The following is a 22,991-nucleotide window of genomic DNA, read 5'->3' as shown; positions in this document are numbered from 1 at the left end:
GGCCGCGACTGCGCGTCCGGAAGGTTGTTGGCGCACTGGTAGTGGATCACGTCGCCCCCGGGCTCGAGAAGGGCGTCACCGGCCTTTACCGGATACGTCCCGCGGGGATGTCCTGGACGGCCGAGACGGGGGCGGGGGTGTCCGGCTTCTACATCGTGCTCTCCTTCGCTTCTGTGTTTCCGATGACGGAAAAGCTACGTTGCGTTTTAGCATTCCCCAATCCGCTCGTTGCGCACAATCACCAACAGTGCAGGTGAAAGACGAGAGTCGTTGCAACAATCATCCGATTAACGCAACGACATTCGACGACTCATTGCAATGAATTGAAGGTGAACGCTATAGTGGAGACATCGCAGCCCGACGAAGGAGACCGTGATGCCGGGAGGCAGACTCACCCAGCCCGAACGCCAGCAGATCGCGCTGGGACTGGCCGACGGCCTCGCCTACGCGGAGATCGCCAGACGCCTGGACCGCCCGACCTCGACAATCACGCGGGAGGTGATGCGCAACGGCGGCCCCACCACCTACCGCGCCGAACTGGCCCACCGCGCCACCGAACGCCGCGCCCACCGACGCAGGCGGGCCGCGCCCCGGGAAGCGGAAGCACCCCCGCAGCCCCACGGACGCGACGCCGAAGCGGTGCGCGAGTACGAAGAGGTGTTCACCAACGTCATCATGGCTACGGGCGCGCCCACGATGATGTCCCGGGTGATGGCCTGCCTCACCCTCACCGACACCGGCAGCCTCACCGCAGCCGAACTCGTCCAGCGCCTCCAGGTCAGCCCGGCGTCGGTCTCCAAAGCGATCGCCTTCCTCGAGAGCCAGGGCCTCGTCCGCCGGGAACGCGACGAACGCCGCCGCGACCGCTACGTCGTCGACGACGACGTCTGGTACCAGTCCATGATGGCCAGCGCCCGGTCCACCGCCCAACTCGTCGAAACCTCACGGCAGGGCGTCGCCATCCTCGGCCCCGGCACCCCCGCCGCCACCCGCCTCGAGAACATCGCCCGCTTCCTCGACTTCGTCTCCGAAAGCATCGCCCGCGCCGCAGAACAAGCCCGCGAAATCCTCCACACGAAACCCGAAACAACCCCGGACAGCACCACCTGAACCACGTTCAGATCGCCGACACACAACCAACGGTGCGCCCTCGGACAGCCCTGCCTGGAGCCGCAGCGCATTGGCTGCATTGACCAAAACGGCCCGGATGAGCGCATCGTGCGTGGTCGTAAACGAGCTCGACACACACGTCGGACGTACGTGGCGCCACGAACCGGTCCGGGTCCCACGAGTCCAGGACCGCGGGCGACCAGCGAGACCGGACGATGCACAGCCATCGCAGCGAGCAGCCCGCCCCGAGCCTGGCTACTCGGACCAGGACTTCGGGGAGAAGCGTTGTTCCGCTTGGTCATCCGTAGCTGTTGCTGAGCACCCAGCAGGCCCAGACGCCGACAGCGACCGGCACGGTGATAGCGACCAAACCGAGAAGGATCCCGGCCCGCGCGCGGCGGCGGTCAGCCACCTCCTGCCCCCTCATGTCGCGCAGGGCGCCGACGCCGGAGACGACCGCGCAGATACCCACGGGCACGATCAGGTAGACGGGGAAGTACCGGATCCAGTTCGGGAAAACGGACGGCAGCCAGGGGCAGCCGAACATGGCCACGGCAGCGGCGCCCAGGAGCAGCGAGCACGCACCAGTCCTCCTACGCGCGGCAGCCACCTGCGGCCGGCAGGCTGAAGCGAAAGCACTGGTGAGATCCCGAACCGAACTCATGATCCGGACAGTAAAGGACCACAACCACCTCGCGCCTGAGGGCAACTACTCAGATCCGCATGAGTAGGTGTCGGGCCAGGTATGTGTCGCAACCGGGGCCAACGGGTCACGCCCGTCCGCGTACCGGCGCGAAACGACTCCGGCGTGACGGAGGCGCCTTCCACGACGACGCGATACCGCCAGACCCCTGCTCGGCGGAGACGGCCGGTTGTACGCTGTCCGTCGCCCAACATGCCCCCATATGCTCCTCACTGGCCAGCCCGCCCGTCTCAGGAGGTGTCGTGCCAAGCATCACGAAGTTTTGCTACACCTGCGACTCCGACGAACCACATCGTCCCCTCACATCCCTGGAGAAGTCCTGGCTCAAGGAGCGCACAAGCCGGAAGAATGTCGAGGGGTTCTTCATGTGCAAGGCGCCCAACTGTCGCAATGTGCGCTCCGGATTCAACAAGCGCCCCTTCGACCCAGTCATCCGTGTACCCCTGCCCGACTGACCCACCAAGGACGGAGACGACGTAGACGCCCAGGACGACCCCCTCCCGCCACAGGTGGCTGCGATGGCGCACAGGGCGACCGGTTGTTCAACAGCAGCCCCCTCGCCCTGCGAGCCGATCGCGTTCCTCACCAGCATGGCCGGGTGCGCATGTTCGCCGGGGTGACGCCGTGCCGGCCGGAGCGGTGGCGCGGTCGGAGAGGTCGAGGTCCTCGGGGTTGTTCAGGCCATCGGTCAGCAGTCCGTACGAACGGCGCGCATCCCGGCTCACCGCCAGGGCGCCGGGGACGAGAAGGCAGCCGTGTCCCATGCTGATGCCGGCACCCGCACCACACGCAGTGTCAGCCGGAGGCCACCCCCAGCAGGGGCGCCGCGACATACAGCGTGCCACCGCCCTGTGTGAGCGGTGGCACGCCGGGCCAGAAGCATCAGTGGTGGGGTCGGGTCAGCGGCGGTAGCCCCAGGAGTGGGTGTCCACGGTGCGGCCGTGGTCGTCGCGCAGGGTGGCCTTGTCGGCGTAGTTGCTCCAGATGTAGTCCCGGCTGTCCTGGTAGACGTCCCGGCGGGTGTCATTGCCGCGCCCGGTGTGGACACGGACCGTGGCCCGGCCTGCCAGGCGCAGGTCGTCGAACCGGTACAGGTTGCCGCTCCGGTCCGTGAGCGACCATCCGCGGAGATTGACCGCGCGGCGGCCGGTGTTGGTGACCTCGACCCACTCCCTGTTCAGGGACTGGTTCGACCAGTCGTCACGGCCGGGACTGTCGTACTGGATGTCGCCGAGGACAACGGTGGAGTACGACTGGTGGCGGCCGTGCCCGTGACCGTTGTCGCTGTCGGCGGAAGCAGGCATCGCCACCACGGCGACGACGGAACCGGCCGCCAGAGCGGTAGCGGCAATACGGCGGACGGTACGAGAAGCAGACATTGACGTCCCCTCAGGTGAAGGCGCCCAGGACCCGGTCAAGGGCCATGCTGCGCGGTGCGGGTCCCGGCCCCTCAGGCCGAGAACCCACACCCTGCGACAACTCCCCCACCGCCGACAGCGACACCAGTTCGTGTTACTTAATGCGGACATTTCCGTAACGCGCGGTTGCATGGATCAGGCACCGCGCCCGGGCGTGCCCCTGACACCGGCTGCCGGATGCACGCACCCGCCCCACAGCCGACAGCAAGCCACTTTCATCTCCCCCACACGCCTTGCCACACCGCCCCGTGAGCCACCCGTCCGGCAGCACACCCATCGGTAACAGCCACAACACCGCCCAATTCAGACGCACATCGCATGACCACACACCCGATCGACGCAGCCCGGTTTGTCGAGGTCCCGACCAGCACGCAACCGGCCTGTGCCCGACGGGTGGTCAGGGGGTGCGGCAATCGCGAACGGGAACGGCGCGCGGCCTCCAAGGCCGGACGGGGGCATCCGAGGTCACCGGCGGAGCGGCCCGCAGCCCTGCCACGAAACGGTCCGGCTGCGGGATCGCCCCGGGTTCATCGGGTCTGGTCAGTCGGTCGGATCAGGATCTCGTTGACGGCGACATGTTCGGGCTGGGTGACCGCGTAGACGACTGCGGCGGCGATGTCCTCGGGCTGGAGGGTTCGCATCGACTCGGCCATGCTCTTGGCCGCGGCCTGGATGGCCGGGTCCGTGATGTGGCTGGTGAGCTCGGTGGCGACGAATCCAGGCTCGATGACGACGACGCGCACGCCCTGCGCGGTGACCTCCTGCCGCAGCGCTTCGGAGAAGGCGTTGATGCCGAACTTCGTAGCCGCGTACACGCCGCTCGTGGCTGATGCCGCCCGTCCCGAGGTCGAGGAGACCTGCACCACCGAGCCCTTGGCCTCAAGCAGGTGAGGCAGAGCCGCGTGGACCATGTACATCGATCCGAGCAGGTTGGTCTCGACCATACGAGTCCACTCGGAGGTGTCCGCGCCGAGGATCGGACTGCTGAGCATGACGCCCGCATTGTTCACGAGGACGTCGAGGGCTCCGAAGTGCTCAACGGTTGCCGCGATCGCATCATTCACCGACCGGCGGTCGGTGACATCCAGCTCGAGCAGGAGCATCTCGCCGGAGGCGTCCTCTGTCAGGGCCTTCAGTCGATCGGCCCGCCGAGCTCCGACTGCGACCCGGGCTCCCGACTTCGACAGGGCGAGTGCGGTGGCCCGACCGATGCCCGAGGACGCGCCGGTGACGAGGACGACTTTTCCTTCCAGGGTGGTGCTCACGTTTTCCCTCCCGGGGAGTTGGTGGTTCGGAGCCCGGGCCGCCAGGTTTGCCAGGCAGCAGGCGCCGATGAAAGAAAAGATGACCGCTGGGTCACCTTGAGCGTAACAGCTAATCTGACCCATCGGTCATGTTGTGATACGGTACACAGCGGAGGGAGGCACCGATGACTGATGCGACAACCACTCCCGGCCAGCGGGCGGACATGGTGCGCAATCGACGCCTCCTGCTGGACGCCGCGGCCGCAGCCTTCGCCGAACACGGCCTGGAAGCGTCGATGGGCGAGATCGCCCAGCGCGCAGGCCTCGCAAAGGGCACCGTGTTCCGGCACTTCCCCACCAAGGAAGACCTATTGGCAGCGATCATGCTCCGGCTGCTGGACCGGCTCGCCGGCTCGGCGGGCCGACTTCTCGACGCCGACGACGCGCCCGCGGCGCTACGGGAGTTCATGACCAACGGCGTCGAGGCACTGGCCGCCGACCGCGCCTTCTGCGAAGTGATCGGGCGCCCGTCACTGCAGCACTCCGAGGTGCGGGATGCAATCGCAGAACTCTGCGTCGCCGTGGAGGCACTCACCGCTCGCGCACGCGACCAAGGCGCCATCCGCGGCGACATCACCGGAACGGACATCGTGTTGCTGCTCGGCGGCATCCACCAGACAGCAGCGCCCTTGCTCGCTACGCAGCCGCAAGCCTGGCGCCGCTACCTCGAACTGGCCCTCGACGGGCTGCGCACCGCCACCCCGAGCGCACTGCCACATCGGCCGCCCCTCCGTCCGGAGCTCACCGACTCTGCACTCACCTGACCGGTCGTTGATGGTGGCGAGCCTTTCGACCAGCCAGCATTGACGTCGCCGTCCCGGGCCCGGGTGAGAAGACCTTGAACCATCCGATCGCCGGCGAGCTCACCCTCGACTGGTCCTTCCTCACCAGCACCGCCGACCCCGACCAGCAGCTCATCACGCTGACCGCCGAGCCCGGCACACCCAGTCACGACTGTCTGGCCTGGACACAGGACTCCGAGGCGTCGTAGTTGCGGACCAAGGCGGAGAAGGGACCGCTGGGACGCTCCCAGACCAACCACACCAAGCAGGAAGCCACCCAGGCTGGCGCCTTCCTCGCATCGCTCGCCAGACGAGGACGTGCCATCGGGCAGTGCCGGCAGGCCGATATCGATGCCTGGCACACCGAGCATCTGGCCACCCGCCCTCCGGCCCAGTCATTCCTGCGGTGGTGCATGAAGACCGGCCGGACGCCCCGCCTCACGCTGCCGCCCGCGGCCATCACTCAGGAATCGGAACCGCTGCACCAGCACCGCCGGCACGCGATGCTCCGCCAGGTCCTCAATGACAACTCCTTGGCCCTGCGGGCCCGGGTCGCCACTGCGCTCGTTCTCCTCTATACGCAACCGGTCAGCCGCAACGTCCGCCTCACCATCGACGAGGTCACCGTCACCGTCCAGTTGGGAGACCCGCCGCCCCCACTGCCGGAGCCGGTCGCCGACCTGTTGAGGGCCCACATGCAGTCCCGCCAATACCTGCCCTGTGCCAGCAGCAGGAACCCACGGTGGCTCTTCCCCGGCCGTCAGCCCGGACAGCCGATGAACCCGGTCAGCCTCCAAGTCCACTTGCGGAAGATCGGCGTCCCGCCGCAGCGCGGCAGGACCTCCGCGATCCGCCAACTTGTCCTCCAAGCCACGGCCCCCGTCATCGCGAAGGCGCTCGGTTACCACGACAAGACAGCCGCACGGCTGGTCACCGAAGCAGGCGGAACCTGGAGCCGATACGGCCCCGGCTAGCATGAAAGGCACAGATGACTGACAATGCCGGGATGACCCGACCCAGAATCCGTGTCGCCGCATACGTAATCCGGAACCGCGCCGTCCCCGAAGTTCTGGTGTTCGACCACATCGGTATGCCCGAGGCCGGCACCCAAGTCTCTTCGTGACCGTCCACGCGGCTTGCGCACCGTAAGGTGATGCCGCTCGTACCGGCCGAGCTTCCTCACGTTCGCCAGCGAGCAGGTGGTGGTCGGTAGTGCCTGACCGACGAGGCTCTCGGGCTGCTGAGCGCGATGTCCACTCACCAGCACGAGAGCCTCGTCCGTCGTCTGCTCCTGGAGCGCGGTGTGCCCGTATGGGAGGGGACGCAGCCGGGAGGCCACGCGGCCACCGCTGCTCTGACGCCGTCCTTCAACCGTCCCGTCGGGGTCTTGACCCGGGACTCAGCAGGCGCCTGCGGCCGCTCAGATGCCGGGGAGCGCGGTCCGGGTGTAGGTCAGTCCCGCGCTGGTGCCGCCTGGGCTGGTGACGGTGACCTGGACGGCTCCAGCCGATCCGGTGGGGGCGGTGGCGGTGATCTGCGTGGCGGACACGATCGTGAACGCGGTTGCTGTGGTGCCGAAGCGGACAGCTGTCACGTCGCCGAGGTTGGTTCCGGTGAGTGTCACCGTGGTGCCGCCCGTGGTGGGTCCTTGGTTGGGAGACAGCCCCGTCAGGGTGGGTAGCGCGACGTATTGGAAGGCCACCCCTCCCCCGGTGCCGCCTGGGGTGATGACCGTGATCTGGCTGAGCCCCGTGGATCCGGGAGGGGCGGTGGCACTGATCTGTGTGGCAGACACGACCGAGAACGCAGCTGGTGTGGCACCGAAACGGACGGTGGTGGCGTTGAGCAGGTTGGTTCCGGTGAGTGTCACCGTGGTGCCGCCCGTGGTGGGTCCTTGACCGGGAGACACGGCTGTCAGGGTCGGCAGCGCGACGTAGTAGTAGGGCAGCCCTTCGCTGGTTCCGCCGGGGCCGGTGACGGTGACCTGGGCCGGTCCCGGGGTTCCGGCAGGGGCCGAGGGGGCGGTGGAGCTGATCTGCGTGGCGGACGGGGCCGAGAACGAAGCCGTTGCAGTTCCGAAGCGGACGGTTGTCGCTTGGCTGAAGTTGGTTCCGGTGAGTGTCACCGTGGTGCCGCCCGCCATGGGTCCTTGACCGGGAGACACGCCCGTCAGGGTCGGCAGTGCGATGTAGAAGTAGGACAGCCCTCCGCTGATGCCGCCTGGGCTGATGGCGGTGACCTGGACGGTTCCCTCGGATCCGGGAGGGGCGGTGGCGGTGATCTGCGTGGCGGACACGATCGTGAACGCGGTTGCTGTGGTGCCGAAGCGGACAGCTGTCACGTCGCCGAGGTCGGTCCCGGTGAGTGTCACCGTGGTGCCGCCCGCGGTCGGTCCTTGATTGGGAGACAGGCTCGTCAGACCAGGTGTCGTCATGGTGCCTCTTCGCAACGGTGAACGGATACGGCCATTGGTGGAACGGTGGCGGCCCGGGCGCCTTCCGGGTGCCCGGGCCGCCTGCTCGTCCGGCGTGTGCCGGGAAGAGAGCGTCGGTCAGATTCCGGCGCCCGCCACGTAGGTGAAACCGGCGGCTGCGGTGGCGCTTCCGCCGGTTGTGCTGACGACGACATCGACCGCGCCCGCGCTGCCGGGCGGTGTGACCGCTGACACCGTGGTGCTGTTGATCACCCCGAACGGCGCGGTCACGCCGTCGAAGGTGACCGACTCGGTGGTGGACAGGTCGGTTCCGGTGATCGTGACCGCGGTGCCTCCGGAGGTCGAACCTGACGTCGGTGCCAGCGAGGTGATCGTGGGTGGATCTACGTAGGTGTAGGAGAACCCGTTGTTCGCACCGCCCGTGGTGGTGACGCTCACGCCGACCGAGCCGCTGCTGCCGGCAGGAACGGTGACGCTCAGCAGGCTGTCGGAGGTGACGGTCGGGGTTGCGTTGTTGCCCCCGAAGGCGACGGACGATGCGGTTGCGAGACCGGTGCCGCTGATGGTGACGGTGTTACCGCCGGCCGAGGGCCCCGAAGCAGCACTCAGCGAGGCCTTGAACGGCGCGCCGATGTAATAGAAGTTGAGCGGGTTGCTCGCGCCTGCGGCCGTGGTCACCGTGACGGGGACCGTACCGCTGCCCGAGGGGGAGGTCACGGTCACGGAAGTCGGGGTGTTGGCGGTGATTGTGGCCGGCTTGCTTCCGAACCTCACGGAAGAAGCACCAGCAAGGTTGACCCCGGTGATGGTGACGGTTGTGCCGCCGCCCGTGGATCCCTGGTTCGGAGAAATGGGCATGGTGACCTCCTAGAGGGCAAACCAATGGTTTGGACGAGGTGTTGCTCTGCCCGGCGAGCCATGTGTCGTTGCTCGTCAGCAACGCGTGCACCGCATTGAAATTGGCGGTACACAGGGGAAACCGGGTGCTCCCTGCATGAGCTCGTATTCCGTGGGGTCGACGGCTGTCGACCGGATTCACATGCTTGCCCCTGGACGCGGGGCACCAAGGAGTAGGTTGGGGAGGGGGAATGACACCGCCGTCGGCGGAGCCTGGCCGTTCGAACGTGCCGCGCCGTCGCCGGCCCAGTCGTGGGAGTGGGCCTACCGTGCAGCTCAGCTGTGTCTATTGACCCATCTGTGCCAGCCTGGGCACAACCCCCTCATGACGGGATCATGAGAATTGCTGATTTCCGTCTCGCTCTCGTTCGCTAATCTCGAACGAATCTGCAAGGTCGAGGAGTGCAGAGAGATGCACTTGCAATTTCGGTGCGGCAGAGAATCGTTACTCCGCTCCTTGCCCGTTGCCTCGGATGCGGAGCCGGCCTTCGTCCGGAGCAACGTCAGAATTCCTCAAGTGCGCTCCAAATAGAGCGAGTTATGCAACGCGTAGACAGACCATCCGATCGACCGATCACTCCCGACACGGAAATGGATGTCTTCCGTACGGAAGGCACACCATGCGGGGCGACCAATCGATTTTCGGCCGCCGCGAACGTGCATGATCTGTCGCGTGCGCGCAAGGTGGGCGGCTTTGGAATCACGCCGTCTGCCGTGCGAGCCTTCCACACCAGGCGGGTGCCGGATGGTCTGCCACCCACCGCGGGGCCCAGGAGGTGCTGGAGGCCCAGGTGGTCATGCGTCGTCGCCTTCGTCGGGGCAATCAGGTGGGCGGCCGTGACCCGGGCATGGTGTTCTCATCACGCGGCTGCCCTTGCGGGCTGGTCGGCTCTTGGCGGGCGAGTTGCTGCTTCAGCCCGTACCGTGCGCGGATACCGGCTGCGGCCAGTACTGCCATCGTGGCGGCGGCCGTTGTGGCGGCAACGAAGCCGCCAGGCGCACCGAATGTGTCAACTGCCCAGCCGGAGGCTGCCGCCGCACCGGCCGCGCCCGCCGCGCCGGCGGAGTTCAGCCAGGTGAACGCCTGGGTCAGGACGGCCCGGTGGACGGCAGATTTAGCCAGCAACGAGAAGAGCACCAAGATGGGAGGGACTGCCGCGCCGGTCAACACCATCACGAACCCGAGCCCGAGCGGTGAGCCGGCCGCGAACAGCAACAGGCTGCCGATAGCCAGCCCGGCCGTGCCCGCCGCCAGCTGCACCTGCGGCTCGGCGCGCCACCGGCGTAGCCCGTACAGCCAGCCGGCGAGCAGGCCGCTGCTGCTGGACACAGCGAAGAGCGGAGCGGCTGCGTCGGGCGCGCCGTGTTCCACCGCGAAGGCTGTCACCGATACCTGCATGGCGCCGAAGTACACGCCGATAGCGAGGTTATGGCCGACCAGCACCGCAAATCCGGGCCGCAGCAGTGAGCCGCGTGCTCGAGTGCGTTCGGCGAAGGGGGACACCGGTGGTGCGGTGCGATGCTGCGCGGCGAAGGCCAGTCCGCCAACCACTACCAGCACGGCGGCAAGTACCGTGCCGAGCGCCGGATACCCGCCCGCTCCGATAGTACTGACCAGGGCCGGGCCGGCCAGGTAGCCCAGCGCGTTGCTGAGCGACTCCAGCGCGAACGCTGTGGGCAGCCCCGCCGCCCGGTCGCCGCGCAGCAGCGCCGACCAGCGGGCCGCGGACAGTGCGCTGAGCTGCGGGATGGTCGCGCCGACCAGCACCCCGCCCGCTGTCATCAGCCAGCTCGGGCTTCCGTCCGCGACCAGCGTCAGCAGTGTGGCCACCGAGGCGGCGTGGGCGAGTAGCGCGGGTGGCAGTACCCGGGTCTGGCCGAAGCGATCGATCAACCGGGCGAGTTGGGGCCCGGCCAGAGCCTCGGCGACGGCGAAGCCGCCGGTCACCAGACCGGCATCGGCATAGGAGTCGGTCTGACCGTGCACCAGCCAGACGATTCCGAGGCTGGTCATCGCGATGCCGACGCGGCCGACGGCGGCCGTCAGAAAGAAGGCTGCGGCGCCGGGAGTGCGCAGCAGGGTGCGGTAGGTCGCCGACGACACGGCGGGGCCCTTTCGCTGCCCGGCGGGGCGGACCACATGGGGTCGTCGGTGTCCGGAATTCACCGACCCGTGGTCGTCACCTGGAACCGTCCAGTGCTGGCGTGGAGCGGGGACACGCACCCCACGCCGACTCCGTCACCGGGCAGAAGTCTCACGAATGGTCTCGACCGGTCTCAGCCGTTCGAATGCGGTGACTGTAGGCGCCCCGAGTCGGCCTGTCCAGACGAATCGGCGCATGTCTTGATTGTCCTGGCCCAGTAGGTCCAGGCCGCGACCGAAGCGGTCGCGGACGCCGGACGCGACGGACGATCTACCCGAGGCGCTGCTCCCGCGCGGCGCGACCAGCCTTGTGTCGGCTCCCGCCCGGCGGAGGAAAACGTCGACATCACGGGCCGGCCGCCCCCCACTTCCTAACCGGCAGAGCTCCGGTGTTGCGAGAAGTCGGCGCCCTGCACGCCCCACCGAGAAGCGATCTCGGTGGGGGTCTGAAGTCAGGCTGCAGGCCGGGGCACCCAGGGAGAAGTCAGGTGGCGGAGATCAGGTCGCGCGCTGCGGCCCGCACCGCGTTGTAGGCCTGCTCCAGCATCTCGGGAGAGGTCGTCACCCGGGGCAGGTCGTCAGGGGTGTGGAACTCGCGGAAGTTCCCTGCCAGGGACAGCAGCGGGGCCGACGGCCCCAGGACCGTGTTCCACACCGCGCCTTCACCGGGGAACTTGGCCGCCTGGTTGAACCTCGCGGCGGCGAGGTCGGCGGCGAGCCCGGGAACCGCGTCGAAACCCGGATTGCTTGCCGCGCCCCGGGGCACCAATGCAAAGCGCCCGTCGGGCCCGACGGCGGCTGCGGCGAGCGCGGAACCCAGGTGGAACACCGCGCGTGGCTCGAGATCGAACTCGTCGGCCAGATAGGCCCGGACACCGTAGTTGTTCAGCTCGTGGCCCGTGTTGCCGAGGAAGAACACCGGGTGTTCGCGTGAAAGCTCGGCGGCCAGTGCCAACGCCAGCGCGATGCCGGTCCCGCGCTCGGCTGCGCAGGTGAACCATCCGCTCAGGGGGGTGGTGACGACGATGGGGTCGGATATCGGCTTCCGGGTGCCGAACCAACCCGTCAGGCAGAACGAACGTGCGGGAATGGTCCGCGCCGTGAAGTCGACGTCGGCGCCGTACTCCTGGATTCGGTCCGCGACACGTCCAGGGACGAGCAGCGTCGGGACGCCGGTCTTCTCGACATCGGGGTCGCTGTTGTAGCCGACCAGCCCGTCGTACGACGGGTAGCCACCGGCGGTCGTACTGGTCGTGGGCAGCAACGCCACCGCGGCTCCGGACCGGGCGGCCTCGGCCACCGCTGCGAGCACCGCCGGGTCGCTTCCGTCCTTGCTGGTCGTCACAGGCCGCACGAACTCCGCGCGGCCATTCACCCGGCCGACGCCTTCGTAGTACAGCGGAACGGTCGGCACGCGAACCTTCCCGACCCGGACCTCGGCCTTCCACTGGTAGTGCGGATAGTTGTAGCCCCACAGGCCGGTGACCGCACCCCGATCCCGCAACTCGCGCTCGAGCCACGTGAGGGCAGCCGACTCCTCCCGAGTCCCGGTCCGGTGGATCGGCCACCGGCTGTAGCCCTCGACGATCGAGTAGAGCGACGCGCCGACGCCGCTCCCGTCACGCGAGGCGCCGCGCGCACGGTGAGCGGCGTCGGCACGAGCCGGGGCAGTACCGAAGGCTGCGATACCGGCAACCGCGGCTCCGGCAGCGAGCACTGTCCGGCGAGTCGGACGCCCGGGAAAGTTCGAACTGGTCGAGGTCATTCACTGCTCCGTCAGGTTCTTGATCGGCCGCACGTCGTAGACCGCAGGGCGAAAGGCCAGCAGGAAACCCAGCTCAGCGGCTTCTTGATCTTTCATGCCCGGCGCCTCGACGGCAACGCCACAGCCGGAGATTTCACGCGTTGGCAATCGTTGGGGTTCGGCTGGTGGTCAACCCGAGCGCGCAGGTGGCCCGGGCGTCGCTCTCCGCGGCGTCGGTAGTTCCTGACCCTGCCCCGTGTCTGATGCGGGCGAAGCCCCAACTCTCAAGTCAGGTCGGTCGCGACGCGACGGTGTGGGTCAGACGGGTAGCAGCGCCCGCGTCCGACGCGCGAGGTCCTACGTGAGCTGTCGGCTGACGCAGCGAGCGTGCGCGCGGGGGCACCTCCCAGCTGCCACGTCCCCCTTCCTTGGTCTGTGGTTCCGGCGGCGCGGCCCTGTCGCCACCCGCCAGAAGTGGCTTCCCCGGCATCGCGAGCGCCTCTCCTGCGGTACCCGCCATCGCATTCCGCTACCGGGTGCGGTACGAAGTCCGGTGTGAACGATCAGACTCAGCGCGCGACCGTTCGCGTGTTCATCGCCCTCGCCCCGCCCGACCACGCGAAAGAAGAACTGGCCCGGGAGCTGCGCCCCGCCTATGACACACACCCGCACATGCGGTGGAACCGCATTGAAGACTGGCACATCACCCTGGCGTTCCTCGGGGAGCTACCGGCCGAGACGGTCCCGCTCCTGCGGCCGCCTCTCGCCGACCTCGCAGCGGACCACCAACCACTCTGTTTGGCACTACGCGGCAGCGGAACCTTCGACGACCGGGTGCTGTGGAGCGGAATCGACGGGGACCTCGATGAGCTGCACATGCTCGCCGCCGATGTGCGTACCGCCATCAAGGACTGCGGGGTCGCCGTCGAGGATCGGCCTCTGCGCCCCCATCTGACGTTGGCCCGCGCCCGCCGAGGAGATCGATCCTCGGCAGGAGAAATCGCCGAAGGGTTCGCCGGATTCACCGGACGGCGATGGCCTGCCGAACGTCTGCACCTGGTCGGCAGCAACGTCGGCCGTAGCCGCGGACCGATCCACTACCGCGACATCGAGGCTTGGTCCCTCGGCAACGGGAACTCCGCTGGATCTTGAACGAACCAACGGCGGCCTGGGGAATCGTGATCACCTCGGGCGCCCCCTCAGAACTCGCGCATCAGGCGCTGGGCGATGACAGCACCGTGGCGGCGCGGGCCCGGCAGACGGTCGATGACGCGGACGGGGCGGCGTACGCCGACGCGGTGTCGGAGTACGCCGCCCTTGGAGTGGGACGAACTGCGGGCCGCAGCCGGCAAGCTGCTGACCGGCCCTTCTCCCGCTACTTCGGGTCGCGGTTGAACAGCGACTTGCACCAGAAGTAGCCGAGGACGGCCAGCCCCAGGCACCAGACGATGGTGATCCACCCGTTGTTGCCGATCTCGGTGCCGAGCAGCAGCCCGCGCAGGGTCTCGATGGCCGGGGTGAACGGCTGGTACTCGGCGATCGGCTGGAACCACCCCGGCATCGCGTCGACCGGGACGAAGGCGCTGGAGATGAGCGGCAGGAAGACCAGCGGCAGCGCGTTGTTGCTGGCCGCCTCGGCGCTCGGGCTGACCATGCCCATCCCGACCGCGATCCAAGTGAACGCCAGGGCGAACAGCGCGAGCAGGCCGAACGCCGCGAGCCACTCCAGGGGCGTGGCATCCGTGGACCTGAAGCCGATGGCCACACCGACGGCACCGACAAGAACCACGCTGATGACCGCCTGCAGCACGCTGCCGATGACATGGCCGATGAGGACGGAACCGCGGTGGATCGCCATGGTGCGGAAGCGGGCGATGATGCCCTCGGTCATGTCGTTGGAGACGGACACCGCGGTCCCGACCAGGGTGCCGCCAATGGTCATCAGCAGGATGCCCGGCACGAGGTAGGCGATGTACTCCGAGCGGTCGGCGCCGCCACCACCGATGCCTGCGCTCATCACATCGCCGAAGACGTAGACGAACAGCAGCAGCAGGACGATCGGCGTCAGCAGCAGGTTCAGGGTGAGAGACGGGTAGCGCCGCGCGTGCAGCAGATTGCGGCGCAGCATCGTGGACGAGTCGCGCACGGTGAGGGACAGGGAGCTCATCGGACAGCCTCCTTGGGCTGGCTGGGCAGGCTGGACTGGCCGGGCTGTGGGTCGGTGCCGCCGGTCAGGGCGAAGAACACGTCGTCGAGGTCGGGGGTGTGCACGGTCAGCTCGTCCGCCTCGATACCGGCCGCGTCCAGCCAGTCGAGGATGGAGCGCAGTTCGCGCTGGCTGCCGCCGCTGGGGATCTGCAGCGCGAGCGCCTCGTCGTCCCCGGTGGCCTCGCGCAGCGCGGCGGCGGCGGACTGGTACGCGGTCGGGTCGGTGAACCGGAGTCGCACGTGCCCGCCGGGGACGATCCGCTTCAGCTCCTCGGCGCTCCCCTCGGCGGCGATCCTGCCGTTGTTGAGGACCGCGATGCGATCGGCGAGCTCGTCGGCCTCCTCCAGGTACTGGGTGGTGAGGAAGACCGTGACGCCGTCGGAGACCAGCTCACGGATGATCCCCCACATGTTGTGGCGGCTGCGCGGGTCGAGGCCGGTGGTCGGCTCGTCGAGGAAAATGATCCGCGGGTTGCCGACCAGCGTCATCGCGATGTCCAGGCGGCGCTTCATGCCGCCGGAGTAGGTGGAGGCGGGCTTCTTCGCCGCCTCCACCAGGTCGAAGCGCTCGAGGAGTTCGGCGGCGACGCGCCGCCCCTCGCTCTTGGACAGGTGGTGCAGGTCCGCCATCAGGAGCATGTTCTCCTCGCCGGTGATCAGCCCGTCGACAGCGGAGAACTGTCCGGTGACGCCGATCGCGGCGCGGACCGCCTGCGGGTCGGCGGCGAGGTCGTGGCCGCCGACGTGGATCTCGCCGGAGCCGGCGTCTGCGCTGATCAGAGTCGAGAGGATCTTCACGACGGTGGTCTTGCCGGCGCCGTTGGGCCCGAGCAGCGCGAACACGGACCCGGCCGGGATACGCAGATCGATGCCGTCGAGCACGGTCTTGTCGCCGTACGACTTACGCAGACCGACGGCGGACACGGCGACCGGCGACGGGTCACCGTGATCCGGCCTGGACGTGGGCATGACAGAAGAAGGCATGGAACCCTCCCGTTCGAAGGCTGAGCTAGCAAGGGAAATTGGTGACTTGAAGGTGATGCTGAGTACGGAGGAGCTCAGGCCTTGGCGCGGCGGACGTCGATGTTGCCGTGCCGGGTGCGGGCACGGACCTTGACGGTGTCCTCGGTTTTCTCCGGGGCCTCGGACGCGGTGAGCGTGTTGCGCACCTGGCCGGAGCCCGACCTGACGTCGAGCCAGGCGGCCGTGCCCTCGCGGACACCGACCTCGATGGCGCCGTAGGAGGTCTCCAACTGGACGGTGCCGCGGGCCACGTCGCCCACGCGCAGGGTGCCGTGGGCGGTGGTGGCGGTGACCGAGTCCTCGGCGCTCCGGATCTCGATGTCGCCGTTGGCGCCGCTCACCCGCAGCTCCCCGGTTGCGGCGCCCACGGTCGTGGTGCCGTGCGAGTTCTTCAGGACCGCGGGGCCGTCGACGACGCCGATGCGCAGGCTGCCGGAACTGGTGCTGATCTCGGCCATGCCCTCGACCCGGTCCACGGTGATCGAGCCGTGCGACGCGGCCAGCTGCAGCGGGCCGGTCGTGTCGAGGCGGACGTCGCCGGACGAGGTCTTCACGCGGACCTCGCCGAGCCGGCCCTCTCCGAGCACCTGGACCCAGGCGCCGGTCATGTCGATGCGCGAGCCCGTGGGCAGTTCGACCGTCACGTCGACGGTGCCGGTGCGGCCGAACAGATTGGACTTGGGCGTCCTGATGGTCAGCACACCGCCCGCGCACGTGACCTCGGTCTGGTCGGCCGCCCGCACGTCCTGGTCCCGCTTGGGGTCGCGGGGCCGCACCTCGACGACGGTGTCGAGGCGGTCGCCCGCGGTGAACTGGATGGAACCGGCCTCCACGTGCGCGGTGACCGAGATCGGTTCGGGAGTGTCGAAAGAAGGCATGGCTGTCCCGTCCTCTTGGGCCTTTGGGACGTCCCCGCTGGTGGGACGTGGTATGGGTGAAGCGGTGCAGGCGCAGGCGCGGCTAGCGCACCCAGCCCGTGAAGCTCTGTCCGACGGTCTGGGTCTTCTCCGTCGTACGTGGCCGGGCGCCGCCGTCGACCGCGGCCGAAACGATGCGCACCAGCCACGCGTTGACCGACAGGCCCTCGCGGCTCGCGGCCTCCTCGGCACGGACCTTGAGGTGGACCGGCAGACGCAGATTGACGCGAGCGGTGCCACCCTCGTCGCCGTCGGCCGGGGCCGGGGTCTTGAGCGGTTCGACGGGCACGGCCGGCTCCGCCGGGGCGCCGCCGTCGGTGGGCGGCAGTGTCACCACGAAGTCGGGGTCGAGCCCGCGCAGCCGTACGTCGACCGAGCCGGGGGCGAGTTCGCGGGTGATCTCGTCCATCGCGGCGGAGAGCACATTGAGCATGGTCAGCCGGGTCGCCGACTCCAGGGGAGCAGTGAGCCTCTCCGCCAGCTCGCGGGCTTCGTCGCCGCCGGCTTCGGCGGCCACCGCGAGTTCACGGCGGAGGTTGTCGACATACGGAGTGAGGTCCATGACGCCATCATGGCACCATTATGGCTCCACGCACAAGCCATGAGGCGACATCGCCGGGTCGGCGACTGACGTGATAGCTCTGACCTGCGAAAACATCATGGCGCCTACCTGGGCGATTGTGGCGCCATGCGCGTTCACGCACTTTTGGGAGCACGGAATGGCGCTCGACGGCACTGGATGGCACCGGATGGCGCCATCCGACGCCACATGACGCCATGCGATGCCGCAAGGCGACCTGCCCCCGCCTCACAATTGCCGCCGGGCCGAGCCCACCCCACCCTTCGCCACCCGTTCGTGCGCCGCCCGTCGGCCATGACGGCCGGCACGGCCATCGAACCGAAACGCACCGGCGAGCGGTGTCACCGCGTGGTCGCGTCTGCAGCGCAAGGGGTCGTGGTGCACGGGCCTGGCGTGACGGGCGTGTCGGGATGGTTCATGCGGTGACCTTGGCGATGAACCTGGCGAGGTTCACGACGGTCCGCTGAATCTTCTCCTCCAGGGTGAGCGACTCATGGAGCCGCGCACCGACGCCCGCGTCCTTCTTGCCCCGCACGTAGAGCGAGCAGGCGAGATCGCTGCATATGTAGGCGCCCACGGAATTGCCCTGCCGGCCGGCCCTGCCCGCCTTCGCGGCAACCATCAGCGAGACGCCCCCGGTGTGGGTGGTCACGCACATCGAGCACATGCTGCGCCGCATCTGCCACGAGACGGCACTGGGGCAGCGCAGGGCGAGCGCCACCGGTCGGCAGTCCGGCTCGGCGGCGAGATAGGCACGGTCGGGGGCCTGGGGATCCCGCCAGCCGAAAAAGTCCAGGTCGCCCCAGGGCCGCACGGCCAGGTCGCGGGGGACGGACGGGCGCTTCGCCTCGCCCTTGGTGCAGTTCACGAACGCGGCACGGATCTCTTGCTCAGTCAGCGGATTCATGCGCGGCATGCTAATTTGCCTAAAGGTGTTAGGCAAATACATAATGGTTGTCGCCGAATGGGAGGAAGGTTATGGTTCGAGCAGGGTTGACCACGGAGCGTCTGACCCGGGCGGGGGCGGAACTGGCCGACGAGGTCGGCTTCGACCAGGTGACCGTCTCGGCACTCGCCCGGCGGTTCGACGTCAAGGTCGCGAGTCTGTACTCGCACCTGAAGAACTCCGAGGACCTCAAGACCAGGATCGCCCTGTTCGCGCTGGAGGAACTCGCCGACCGAGTCGCCGCCGCCCTGGCCGGGCGGGCCGGCAAGGACGCCCTGACCGCCTTCGCGGATGCCTACCGCGACTACGCCCGGGAACACCCCGGCCGCTACGCCGCCGCCCGTCTAAGGCTCGACCCCGAGACGGCGGCCGCCAGCGCCGGCGTTCGGCACGCACAGATGACGCGGGCGATCCTGCGCGGCTACGACCTCACGGAGCCGGACCAGACGCACGCGGTCCGGATGCTGGGCAGCGTCTTCCACGGCTACGTCAGCCTGGAGATGGCCGGAGGCTTCAGCCACACCGCCGTCGACTCGCAGGAGACCTGGACCTGGATCCTGGACCACCTGGACGCCCTGCTGCGCAACTGGACCACACCCTGACCAGCAAGAGACCGCACCGCCGGACGGGGCCTGCCGCACCGCGCACCGGCGCATCTCAACAATCCGAAAAATCTTGATCAACAGGCTGGGGCAATGAACACTGAGCACGACTGGATCACCACACCTGTCACCGCGGACATGCTGCGCGGTTTCCTTGACGTGGAACGGACCGCGCACGGCCTGCTGCCGCATCGCCTGCCCGCTCGGGCTCGCCGACAGATCCCTGACAACCAACTGGCCCTGGCCGAGGCCCAGCCCTCCGGCGTGCGGCTGGCATTCCGCACCCGGGCCACCACCATCGAACTCGACACGCTGCCCACCAAGCGGGTCTACCGAGGTTTCCCGGCCCCGGCGGACGGCGTATACGACCTGCTGGTCGACGGCCGACTCGCCGCCCAGGCCACCGTGACCGGCGGGAACGTCCACACGATCACCGACATGGTCACCCAGTCCGCCGAACTGCGTCAGGGGCCTGCCGGCACCGCCCGGTTCACCGATCTGCCGGCGCGTGACAAGGACGTCGAGATCTGGCTTCCGCACACGGAGATCACCGAGCTGATCGCCCTGCGCACCGATGCGCCGCTCGAGCCGGCACCGGACAACGGGCGCAGGGTGTGGTTGCACCACGGCAGTTCCATCAGCCACGGCTCGAACGCCGCCCACCCGACCGCCATCTGGCCGGCCCTGGCCTCGGCCCAGGGCTCAGTGGAGCTGGTCAACCTGGGGTTCGGCGGCAGCGCGCTGCTCGACCCGTTCACCGCCCGTGCGATGCGGGACACCCCCGCGGACCTGATCAGCCTCAAGATCGGCATCAATCTCGTCAACACCGACGCGATGCGCCTGCGCGCCTTCACCCCCGCAGTCCACGGCTTCCTCGACACCATCCGCGAGGGACATCCGACCACGCCGCTGCTGGTCGTGTCCCCCATCCTGTGCCCGGTCCAGGAGGACACCCCCGGCCCCCTCGCGCCCGACTTCGACGGCGGGACCCTGCGGTTCAAGGCCACGGGCGATCCCGCCGAACGCGCCGCCGGACGCCTGACACTCACCGTCATCCGCGACGAACTCGCCCGGATCGTCGAACGGCGGTCGGCCGACGACCCGAACCTGCACTACCTCGACGGCCGTGATCTCTACGGCGAGAAGGACTACGCCGAACTGCCACTGCCCGACGAGGTCCATCCTGACGCCCCAGGACACCGACGCATCGGCGAGAACTTCGCGCGGCTCGCGTTCGGCGATGGCGGCCCCTTCGCCGCCACGACCGGCTGATCAGATCCCGGCCACGCAGACCGCGGGCAGTCATGCGGGTACTCCGAACAGGCCGGCCAGCATCTCGGCGGCGCTCTCGGGCGCGCACACGTTCAGCTGGAGGGCCTCGGGGGTCAGATGCAGGGTGAAGTCGAAGAACGCACAGCAGCCCTGTTCGGCTGCGGCGGGCGTGCAGGCGACCGGGGCACCCCGCCACGCCTCCCGACGGGATGCAGACGGCTCCCGGAGCCTGCGCTCCGGGAGCCGTGTGATGCCCAGTCGCCGGTCAGGCGACCGTGATGTTCTCGGCCTGCGGGCCCTTCTGGCCCTGGGTGACGTCGAAGGTCACGGCCTGGCCTTCCTGGAGCTCACGGAAGCCGTTTGCGTTGATGTTGGAGTAGTGCGCGAAGACGTCCGGTCCGCCGCCGTCCTGGGAGATGAAGCCGAAACCCTTTTCGGAGTTGAACCACTTGACGGTTCCGCTGGCCATGCTCGTGCCTCTCAGTCGATATCGGATCCGCACCGCGCGAACCCGGAGGTGATCGTCCTGGTCCCGCACTGCACAGCAAAACGCCCACGCCAGGGCGCGGGCAGGAACTGCGAACCACGACATCTGACAACGACGTTACACGGCGGAACCGGCCCCCACCAGAGAGCAACGACCATGATCCAGGCCAGGTCGCCCGTGACGGATAACAGCGTCGGCGCGCACCGGCCGCTTCCTCGCGGCGTCCGGGCCATGCCAGTCGCCGTCCGCTCGCCGCCATTCGAGTGACCAGCGGCCCGTTCAGAGGGTCAAGGCGAGCCTCATACGCACCGCTGGGCCGCCGCCACCCCGTCATGGCTTCGCGCCGCGGGGCACGACCATCTCGGTCAGCCGGGCAGCCCCCGGCTCCAGGTCCGACCATGGGCCGGGCAGGCACAGCACGGCGATCGCGGACGTCGGGAACTTCGCACGCGTCTGCTCCAGGGTGCAGCCGTCCGCCTCACCGGCGAGCATCAGGACCAGGTCCTGCACGCCGGGGTTGTGTCCGACCAGCATCAGCGTCCGTACACGCGCCGGGATGTCCCGTACGACACCGAGCAACTCCCCGGCGCTCGCCCGGTAGAGGCGTGCGTCGTGGGTCACCGGCGTGGTGGCGTCGACCTCGTTCGAGACGAGATCCCACGTCTGACGGGTACGGCCGGCGGTGGAGCACACGACGAAGTCTGGAACGCAGCCGGCCTCACGCAGCCAGCGGCCGGCCGCCGGAGCATCACGACGGCCGCGCGGGGCGAGAGGCCGCTCGTGGTCGGGCACGCCGTCGGGCCAGGCCGATTTGGCATGCCGCAGCACCACCAGGCGTCGCAGGTCGCCCGACGTCATGCTGTCACCTGCTGCCGGTGACCGATTTCGCGCACGAGGTCCGACCCCGGATCACGGCCGAGACGAACAAACGCCTCGAACCCGGGGCCAGCCGCCACATCCGCGCCCCACTCCACGCTGCGCGACACGTCCAGGACGGCGGGGACACCGAGATCGTCGAGCACGGGCATGACCCGGCCGGGCACCCGAACCTCCTCCTGCGGGAGCCGGCAATCAGCTCGACCAGGAGGAGGAGCCGGGAGACGGCCGCGATGCCGGACGGTCATCGGTAGTACCCCTCGACCACGGCCCGCACCTCGTCGAGCAGCGCGGGGCCGTTTCGCGGCACGGGCGGCCGGCTGCTGCCCGGCCTGATGTCCAGGAGCTGTTCGTTGGACAGGGCGAACACCACCCGCCGCAGCCCCGCCCGTTGGATGACCGCCTCGCACATCTCGCACGGCTGGCAGCTGGTGTACATCGTGGTTTCCGCCGCCGTGGCCGTGTCCAGCTCTCTTGCGGCCCACCTCGCCAGCTTCAGTTCCGGGTGCGCGGTGATGTCCTGGTCGGTGAGGGTCGTGTTGTGCTCCTCCGCCAGAACCGTTCCGTCCGGTGCCGACAGCAGCGAGCCGAACGGTGGGTTGCCCGCCGCGCGTGCCTGGGCCGCGAGCGCGATGGCCCGCCTGAGGAGGGCGTGGTCGTCCGGTGTGGTCATGACGGCTCCGTTCCGGTGCGGTGTGGGTACAGGTGTGCGGCCACTGTGTCGAGTGCTTGCCAAACCGCCTGTGGGTGGCAGGTCTCGCGGGGGTCGCCGTCGTACGGGTCGAGGACGACGGCCTCGGCGTCCAGCAGCCGCAGCTGGTCGAGGTCATCCATGATCTGATCGATGGTGCCCTCACCGGCGAGTCGGCTCGGTCCGCCGACCGGTGCCTCGGTGAGTCTGAGCGCGATCCGGGGGGCCAGGGCGGGCACGGCGAGACGTTGCTCGTCCGCGAACGTCTTCAGTCTGACCGCGGCTTCGCGCAGCCACGGCATGGTGCAGCGCAGCGGATGCCATGCGTCCCCGAGCCGCACGGCCCGGCGCAGCCCCGCGTCGCTGTTGCCGCCGACCCACACAGGGATCCTCCGGTCGCCGTAGGAGGCGGTGTCCGCCCATGCTGCCCGCATGTCCCGCAGGTGCTCGTCGGTCAGTCGTCCACGCCGCTCGAACGGGACCCCGAGGGCGGCGAACTCCTGCCGTGCCCAGCCCACTCCCACGCCGAGAACCAGTCGGCCGCCGCTCAGCTCCTGCAGGTTGGCCGCCATCCGGGCGGTGAGCAGCGGGTGCCGGTAAGGAGCGATGAGGACGGTCGTGCCGAGCCGGACCCGGGTTGTGAGGCCGGCCAGCCAGGACAAGGTGGTGAACGGCTCGTAGAAGGGTGCCGGATAGCGCTCGGCGACGTCGGGCGTGATGGCGACGTGGTCCGAGACCATCAGCAGGTCGAAGCCCAGGCCCTCCACGGTCTGGGCCCAGCTCCGAAGGACTCCCGGGTCGCTGCCGGGGCCGAAATTGAGGACGTTGACTCCGATCTTCACGCCGCCGAGCCT

26 protein-coding genes are annotated in these 22,991 nt (G+C 68.8%); 8 read left to right on the top strand and 18 right to left on the bottom strand.

The annotated features are described in order from the left end of the window. Positions 1-375: 375 nt before the first annotated feature. Entirely contained in the window at positions 376-1,110 is a 735-nt protein-coding gene (locus OHB49_RS41415; protein WP_030976301.1) for a GbsR/MarR family transcriptional regulator, read from the top strand. A 298-nt stretch (positions 1,111-1,408) separates the two neighbouring features. On the opposite strand, the gene OHB49_RS41410 is transcribed toward OHB49_RS41415, so the two are convergent. Further along, positions 1,409-1,774 carry a hypothetical protein gene (locus OHB49_RS41410; protein ID WP_329166164.1) on the bottom strand — a complete coding sequence of 122 codons (366 nt, stop codon included), beginning with the start codon at positions 1,772-1,774 and terminating at the stop codon, positions 1,409-1,411. Positions 1,775-2,055: 281 nt separating this feature from the next. Here OHB49_RS41410 and OHB49_RS41405 point away from each other — a divergent pair, with 281 nt between their 5' ends. Next, positions 2,056-2,268: a hypothetical protein gene (locus OHB49_RS41405; RefSeq protein ID WP_329166163.1), complete on the top strand. Its 213-nt coding sequence runs from the start codon at positions 2,056-2,058 to the stop codon at positions 2,266-2,268. Positions 2,269-2,712: 444 nt separating this feature from the next. Here OHB49_RS41405 and OHB49_RS41400 read toward each other — a convergent pair whose 3' ends face one another. Next, the gene (locus OHB49_RS41400) at positions 2,713-3,192 is read right to left on the bottom strand and encodes a lamin tail domain-containing protein (protein ID WP_030976295.1); all 480 of its coding nucleotides are present in this window, start codon (positions 3,190-3,192) and stop codon (positions 2,713-2,715) included. 566 nt (positions 3,193-3,758) lie between these two features. Beyond that, on the bottom strand, positions 3,759-4,496 hold the full coding sequence (locus OHB49_RS41395) for an SDR family NAD(P)-dependent oxidoreductase (RefSeq protein WP_329166161.1): 738 nt from the start codon (positions 4,494-4,496) through the stop codon (positions 3,759-3,761). Positions 4,497-4,660: 164 nt separating this feature from the next. On the opposite strand from OHB49_RS41395, the gene OHB49_RS41390 reads away from it, so the two are divergent. The 3 genes from OHB49_RS41390 to OHB49_RS41380 are packed head-to-tail and all read left to right on the top strand — an operon-like array spanning position 4,661 to position 6,291. Beyond that, entirely contained in the window at positions 4,661-5,299 is a 639-nt protein-coding gene (locus OHB49_RS41390) for a TetR/AcrR family transcriptional regulator (RefSeq protein WP_329166159.1), read from the top strand. A 38-nt stretch (positions 5,300-5,337) separates the two neighbouring features. Then, positions 5,338-5,526, top strand: a complete 189-nt coding sequence (locus OHB49_RS41385; RefSeq protein WP_443079696.1) for an MmyB family transcriptional regulator — start codon at positions 5,338-5,340, stop codon at positions 5,524-5,526. Further along, a complete protein-coding gene (locus OHB49_RS41380) occupies positions 5,527-6,291 on the top strand; it encodes a hypothetical protein (RefSeq protein ID WP_329166157.1) in 765 nt (254 codons plus the stop codon). Positions 6,292-6,737: 446 nt separating this feature from the next. Here the strand turns inward: OHB49_RS41380 and OHB49_RS41370 are convergent, their stop codons facing one another. The 4 genes from OHB49_RS41370 to OHB49_RS41350 all read right to left on the bottom strand — a co-directional run bounded on the left by OHB49_RS41370 (position 6,738) and on the right by OHB49_RS41350 (position 12,556). After that, positions 6,738-7,751, bottom strand: a complete 1,014-nt coding sequence (locus OHB49_RS41370; RefSeq protein ID WP_329166155.1) for an IPT/TIG domain-containing protein — start codon at positions 7,749-7,751, stop codon at positions 6,738-6,740. Between the two features lie 117 nt (positions 7,752-7,868). Then, complete coding sequence (locus OHB49_RS41365; protein ID WP_329166153.1) at positions 7,869-8,609, bottom strand: IPT/TIG domain-containing protein; 741 nt, start codon at positions 8,607-8,609, stop codon at positions 7,869-7,871. Positions 8,610-9,471: 862 nt separating this feature from the next. Beyond that, positions 9,472-10,752, bottom strand: coding sequence for an MFS transporter (locus OHB49_RS41360; RefSeq protein WP_329166151.1), 1,281 nt, complete (start codon positions 10,750-10,752; stop codon positions 9,472-9,474). Between the two features lie 523 nt (positions 10,753-11,275). Then, positions 11,276-12,556, bottom strand: coding sequence for a hypothetical protein (locus tag OHB49_RS41350; RefSeq protein WP_329166150.1), 1,281 nt, complete (start codon positions 12,554-12,556; stop codon positions 11,276-11,278). A 534-nt stretch (positions 12,557-13,090) separates the two neighbouring features. Between OHB49_RS41350 and thpR the strand changes: the two genes are divergently transcribed. Then, a complete protein-coding gene (gene thpR, locus OHB49_RS41345; RefSeq protein WP_030976287.1) occupies positions 13,091-13,687 on the top strand; it encodes an RNA 2',3'-cyclic phosphodiesterase in 597 nt (198 codons plus the stop codon). Positions 13,688-13,734: 47 nt separating this feature from the next. On the opposite strand, the gene OHB49_RS41340 is transcribed toward thpR, so the two are convergent. The 6 genes from OHB49_RS41340 to OHB49_RS41315 form a co-directional block, all read right to left on the bottom strand. Next, positions 13,735-13,887: a hypothetical protein gene (locus OHB49_RS41340; RefSeq protein ID WP_329166148.1), complete on the bottom strand. Its 153-nt coding sequence runs from the start codon at positions 13,885-13,887 to the stop codon at positions 13,735-13,737. A 23-nt stretch (positions 13,888-13,910) separates the two neighbouring features. Beyond that, the gene (locus tag OHB49_RS41335; RefSeq protein WP_329166147.1) at positions 13,911-14,702 is read right to left on the bottom strand and encodes an ABC transporter permease; all 792 of its coding nucleotides are present in this window, start codon (positions 14,700-14,702) and stop codon (positions 13,911-13,913) included. Beyond that, the gene (locus OHB49_RS41330; protein WP_443079695.1) at positions 14,699-15,712 is read right to left on the bottom strand and encodes an ATP-binding cassette domain-containing protein; all 1,014 of its coding nucleotides are present in this window, start codon (positions 15,710-15,712) and stop codon (positions 14,699-14,701) included. The genes OHB49_RS41335 and OHB49_RS41330 overlap by 4 nt, the downstream gene beginning before the upstream one ends. 89 nt (positions 15,713-15,801) lie before the next feature. Further along, a complete protein-coding gene (locus tag OHB49_RS41325; RefSeq protein ID WP_329166145.1) occupies positions 15,802-16,644 on the bottom strand; it encodes a DUF4097 family beta strand repeat-containing protein in 843 nt (280 codons plus the stop codon). A gap of 82 nt (positions 16,645-16,726) precedes the next feature. Next, a complete protein-coding gene (locus OHB49_RS41320; protein WP_030976282.1) occupies positions 16,727-17,245 on the bottom strand; it encodes a hypothetical protein in 519 nt (172 codons plus the stop codon). 433 nt (positions 17,246-17,678) lie between these two features. After that, the gene (locus OHB49_RS41315; protein WP_329166144.1) at positions 17,679-18,170 is read right to left on the bottom strand and encodes an FBP domain-containing protein; all 492 of its coding nucleotides are present in this window, start codon (positions 18,168-18,170) and stop codon (positions 17,679-17,681) included. A gap of 71 nt (positions 18,171-18,241) precedes the next feature. On the opposite strand from OHB49_RS41315, the gene OHB49_RS41310 reads away from it, so the two are divergent. After that, positions 18,242-18,811, top strand: a complete 570-nt coding sequence (locus OHB49_RS41310) for a TetR/AcrR family transcriptional regulator (protein WP_329166142.1) — start codon at positions 18,242-18,244, stop codon at positions 18,809-18,811. Between the two features lie 93 nt (positions 18,812-18,904). Next, positions 18,905-20,083, top strand: a complete 1,179-nt coding sequence (locus tag OHB49_RS41305; protein ID WP_329166140.1) for a GDSL-type esterase/lipase family protein — start codon at positions 18,905-18,907, stop codon at positions 20,081-20,083. A 265-nt stretch (positions 20,084-20,348) separates the two neighbouring features. Here OHB49_RS41305 and OHB49_RS41300 read toward each other — a convergent pair whose 3' ends face one another. The 5 genes from OHB49_RS41300 to OHB49_RS41280 form a co-directional block, all read right to left on the bottom strand. Beyond that, the gene (locus OHB49_RS41300) at positions 20,349-20,552 is read right to left on the bottom strand and encodes a cold-shock protein (RefSeq protein WP_030932662.1); all 204 of its coding nucleotides are present in this window, start codon (positions 20,550-20,552) and stop codon (positions 20,349-20,351) included. Between the two features lie 348 nt (positions 20,553-20,900). After that, complete coding sequence (locus OHB49_RS41295; RefSeq protein WP_030976274.1) at positions 20,901-21,428, bottom strand: SixA phosphatase family protein; 528 nt, start codon at positions 21,426-21,428, stop codon at positions 20,901-20,903. Continuing rightward, positions 21,425-21,613, bottom strand: a complete 189-nt coding sequence (locus OHB49_RS41290) for a hypothetical protein (RefSeq protein WP_030976272.1) — start codon at positions 21,611-21,613, stop codon at positions 21,425-21,427. Before OHB49_RS41290 ends, OHB49_RS41295 begins: the two co-directional genes overlap by 4 nt. A 77-nt stretch (positions 21,614-21,690) precedes the next feature. Then, positions 21,691-22,119, bottom strand: a complete 429-nt coding sequence (locus OHB49_RS41285) for a nucleoside deaminase (protein ID WP_030976270.1) — start codon at positions 22,117-22,119, stop codon at positions 21,691-21,693. After that, positions 22,116-22,979 carry an LLM class flavin-dependent oxidoreductase gene (locus tag OHB49_RS41280; RefSeq protein ID WP_329166138.1) on the bottom strand — a complete coding sequence of 288 codons (864 nt, stop codon included), beginning with the start codon at positions 22,977-22,979 and terminating at the stop codon, positions 22,116-22,118. Before OHB49_RS41280 ends, OHB49_RS41285 begins: the two co-directional genes overlap by 4 nt. Positions 22,980-22,991 lie beyond the last annotated feature (12 nt).

Origin of the sequence: Streptomyces sp. NBC_01717 (genome assembly GCF_036248255.1) — a bacterium.
Classification (GTDB): Bacteria; Actinomycetota; Actinomycetes; order Streptomycetales; family Streptomycetaceae; genus Streptomyces.
The sequence above is the reverse complement of the archived record's forward strand: the minus strand, read 5'-3'. Positions and strand labels throughout refer to the sequence as shown.

Bases quoted from the DNA above. Each gene is read 5' to 3' on its own strand.
- OHB49_RS41295 (WP_030976274.1), bottom strand. From the start codon at position 21,428: ATGACGTCGGGCGACCTGCGACGCCTGGTGGTGCTGCGGCATGCCAAA.
- OHB49_RS41335 (WP_329166147.1), bottom strand. From the start codon at position 14,702: ATGAGCTCCCTGTCCCTCACCGTGCGCGACTCGTCCACGATGCTGCGC.
- OHB49_RS41320 (WP_030976282.1), bottom strand. From the start codon at position 17,245: ATGGACCTCACTCCGTATGTCGACAACCTCCGCCGTGAACTCGCGGTG.
- OHB49_RS41305 (WP_329166140.1), top strand. From the start codon at position 18,905: ATGAACACTGAGCACGACTGGATCACCACACCTGTCACCGCGGACATG.
- OHB49_RS41310 (WP_329166142.1), top strand. From the start codon at position 18,242: ATGGTTCGAGCAGGGTTGACCACGGAGCGTCTGACCCGGGCGGGGGCG.
- OHB49_RS41415 (WP_030976301.1), top strand. From the start codon at position 376: ATGCCGGGAGGCAGACTCACCCAGCCCGAACGCCAGCAGATCGCGCTG.
- OHB49_RS41300 (WP_030932662.1), bottom strand. From the start codon at position 20,552: ATGGCCAGCGGAACCGTCAAGTGGTTCAACTCCGAAAAGGGTTTCGGC.
- OHB49_RS41365 (WP_329166153.1), bottom strand. From the start codon at position 8,609: ATGCCCATTTCTCCGAACCAGGGATCCACGGGCGGCGGCACAACCGTC.
- OHB49_RS41330 (WP_443079695.1), bottom strand. From the start codon at position 15,712: ATGCCCACGTCCAGGCCGGATCACGGTGACCCGTCGCCGGTCGCCGTG.
- OHB49_RS41325 (WP_329166145.1), bottom strand. From the start codon at position 16,644: ATGCCTTCTTTCGACACTCCCGAACCGATCTCGGTCACCGCGCACGTG.
- OHB49_RS41370 (WP_329166155.1), bottom strand. From the start codon at position 7,751: ATGACGACACCTGGTCTGACGAGCCTGTCTCCCAATCAAGGACCGACC.
- OHB49_RS41350 (WP_329166150.1), bottom strand. From the start codon at position 12,556: ATGACCTCGACCAGTTCGAACTTTCCCGGGCGTCCGACTCGCCGGACA.
- OHB49_RS41400 (WP_030976295.1), bottom strand. From the start codon at position 3,192: ATGTCTGCTTCTCGTACCGTCCGCCGTATTGCCGCTACCGCTCTGGCG.
- OHB49_RS41285 (WP_030976270.1), bottom strand. From the start codon at position 22,119: ATGACCACACCGGACGACCACGCCCTCCTCAGGCGGGCCATCGCGCTC.
- OHB49_RS41390 (WP_329166159.1), top strand. From the start codon at position 4,661: ATGACTGATGCGACAACCACTCCCGGCCAGCGGGCGGACATGGTGCGC.
- OHB49_RS41315 (WP_329166144.1), bottom strand. From the start codon at position 18,170: ATGAATCCGCTGACTGAGCAAGAGATCCGTGCCGCGTTCGTGAACTGC.
- OHB49_RS41410 (WP_329166164.1), bottom strand. From the start codon at position 1,774: ATGAGTTCGGTTCGGGATCTCACCAGTGCTTTCGCTTCAGCCTGCCGG.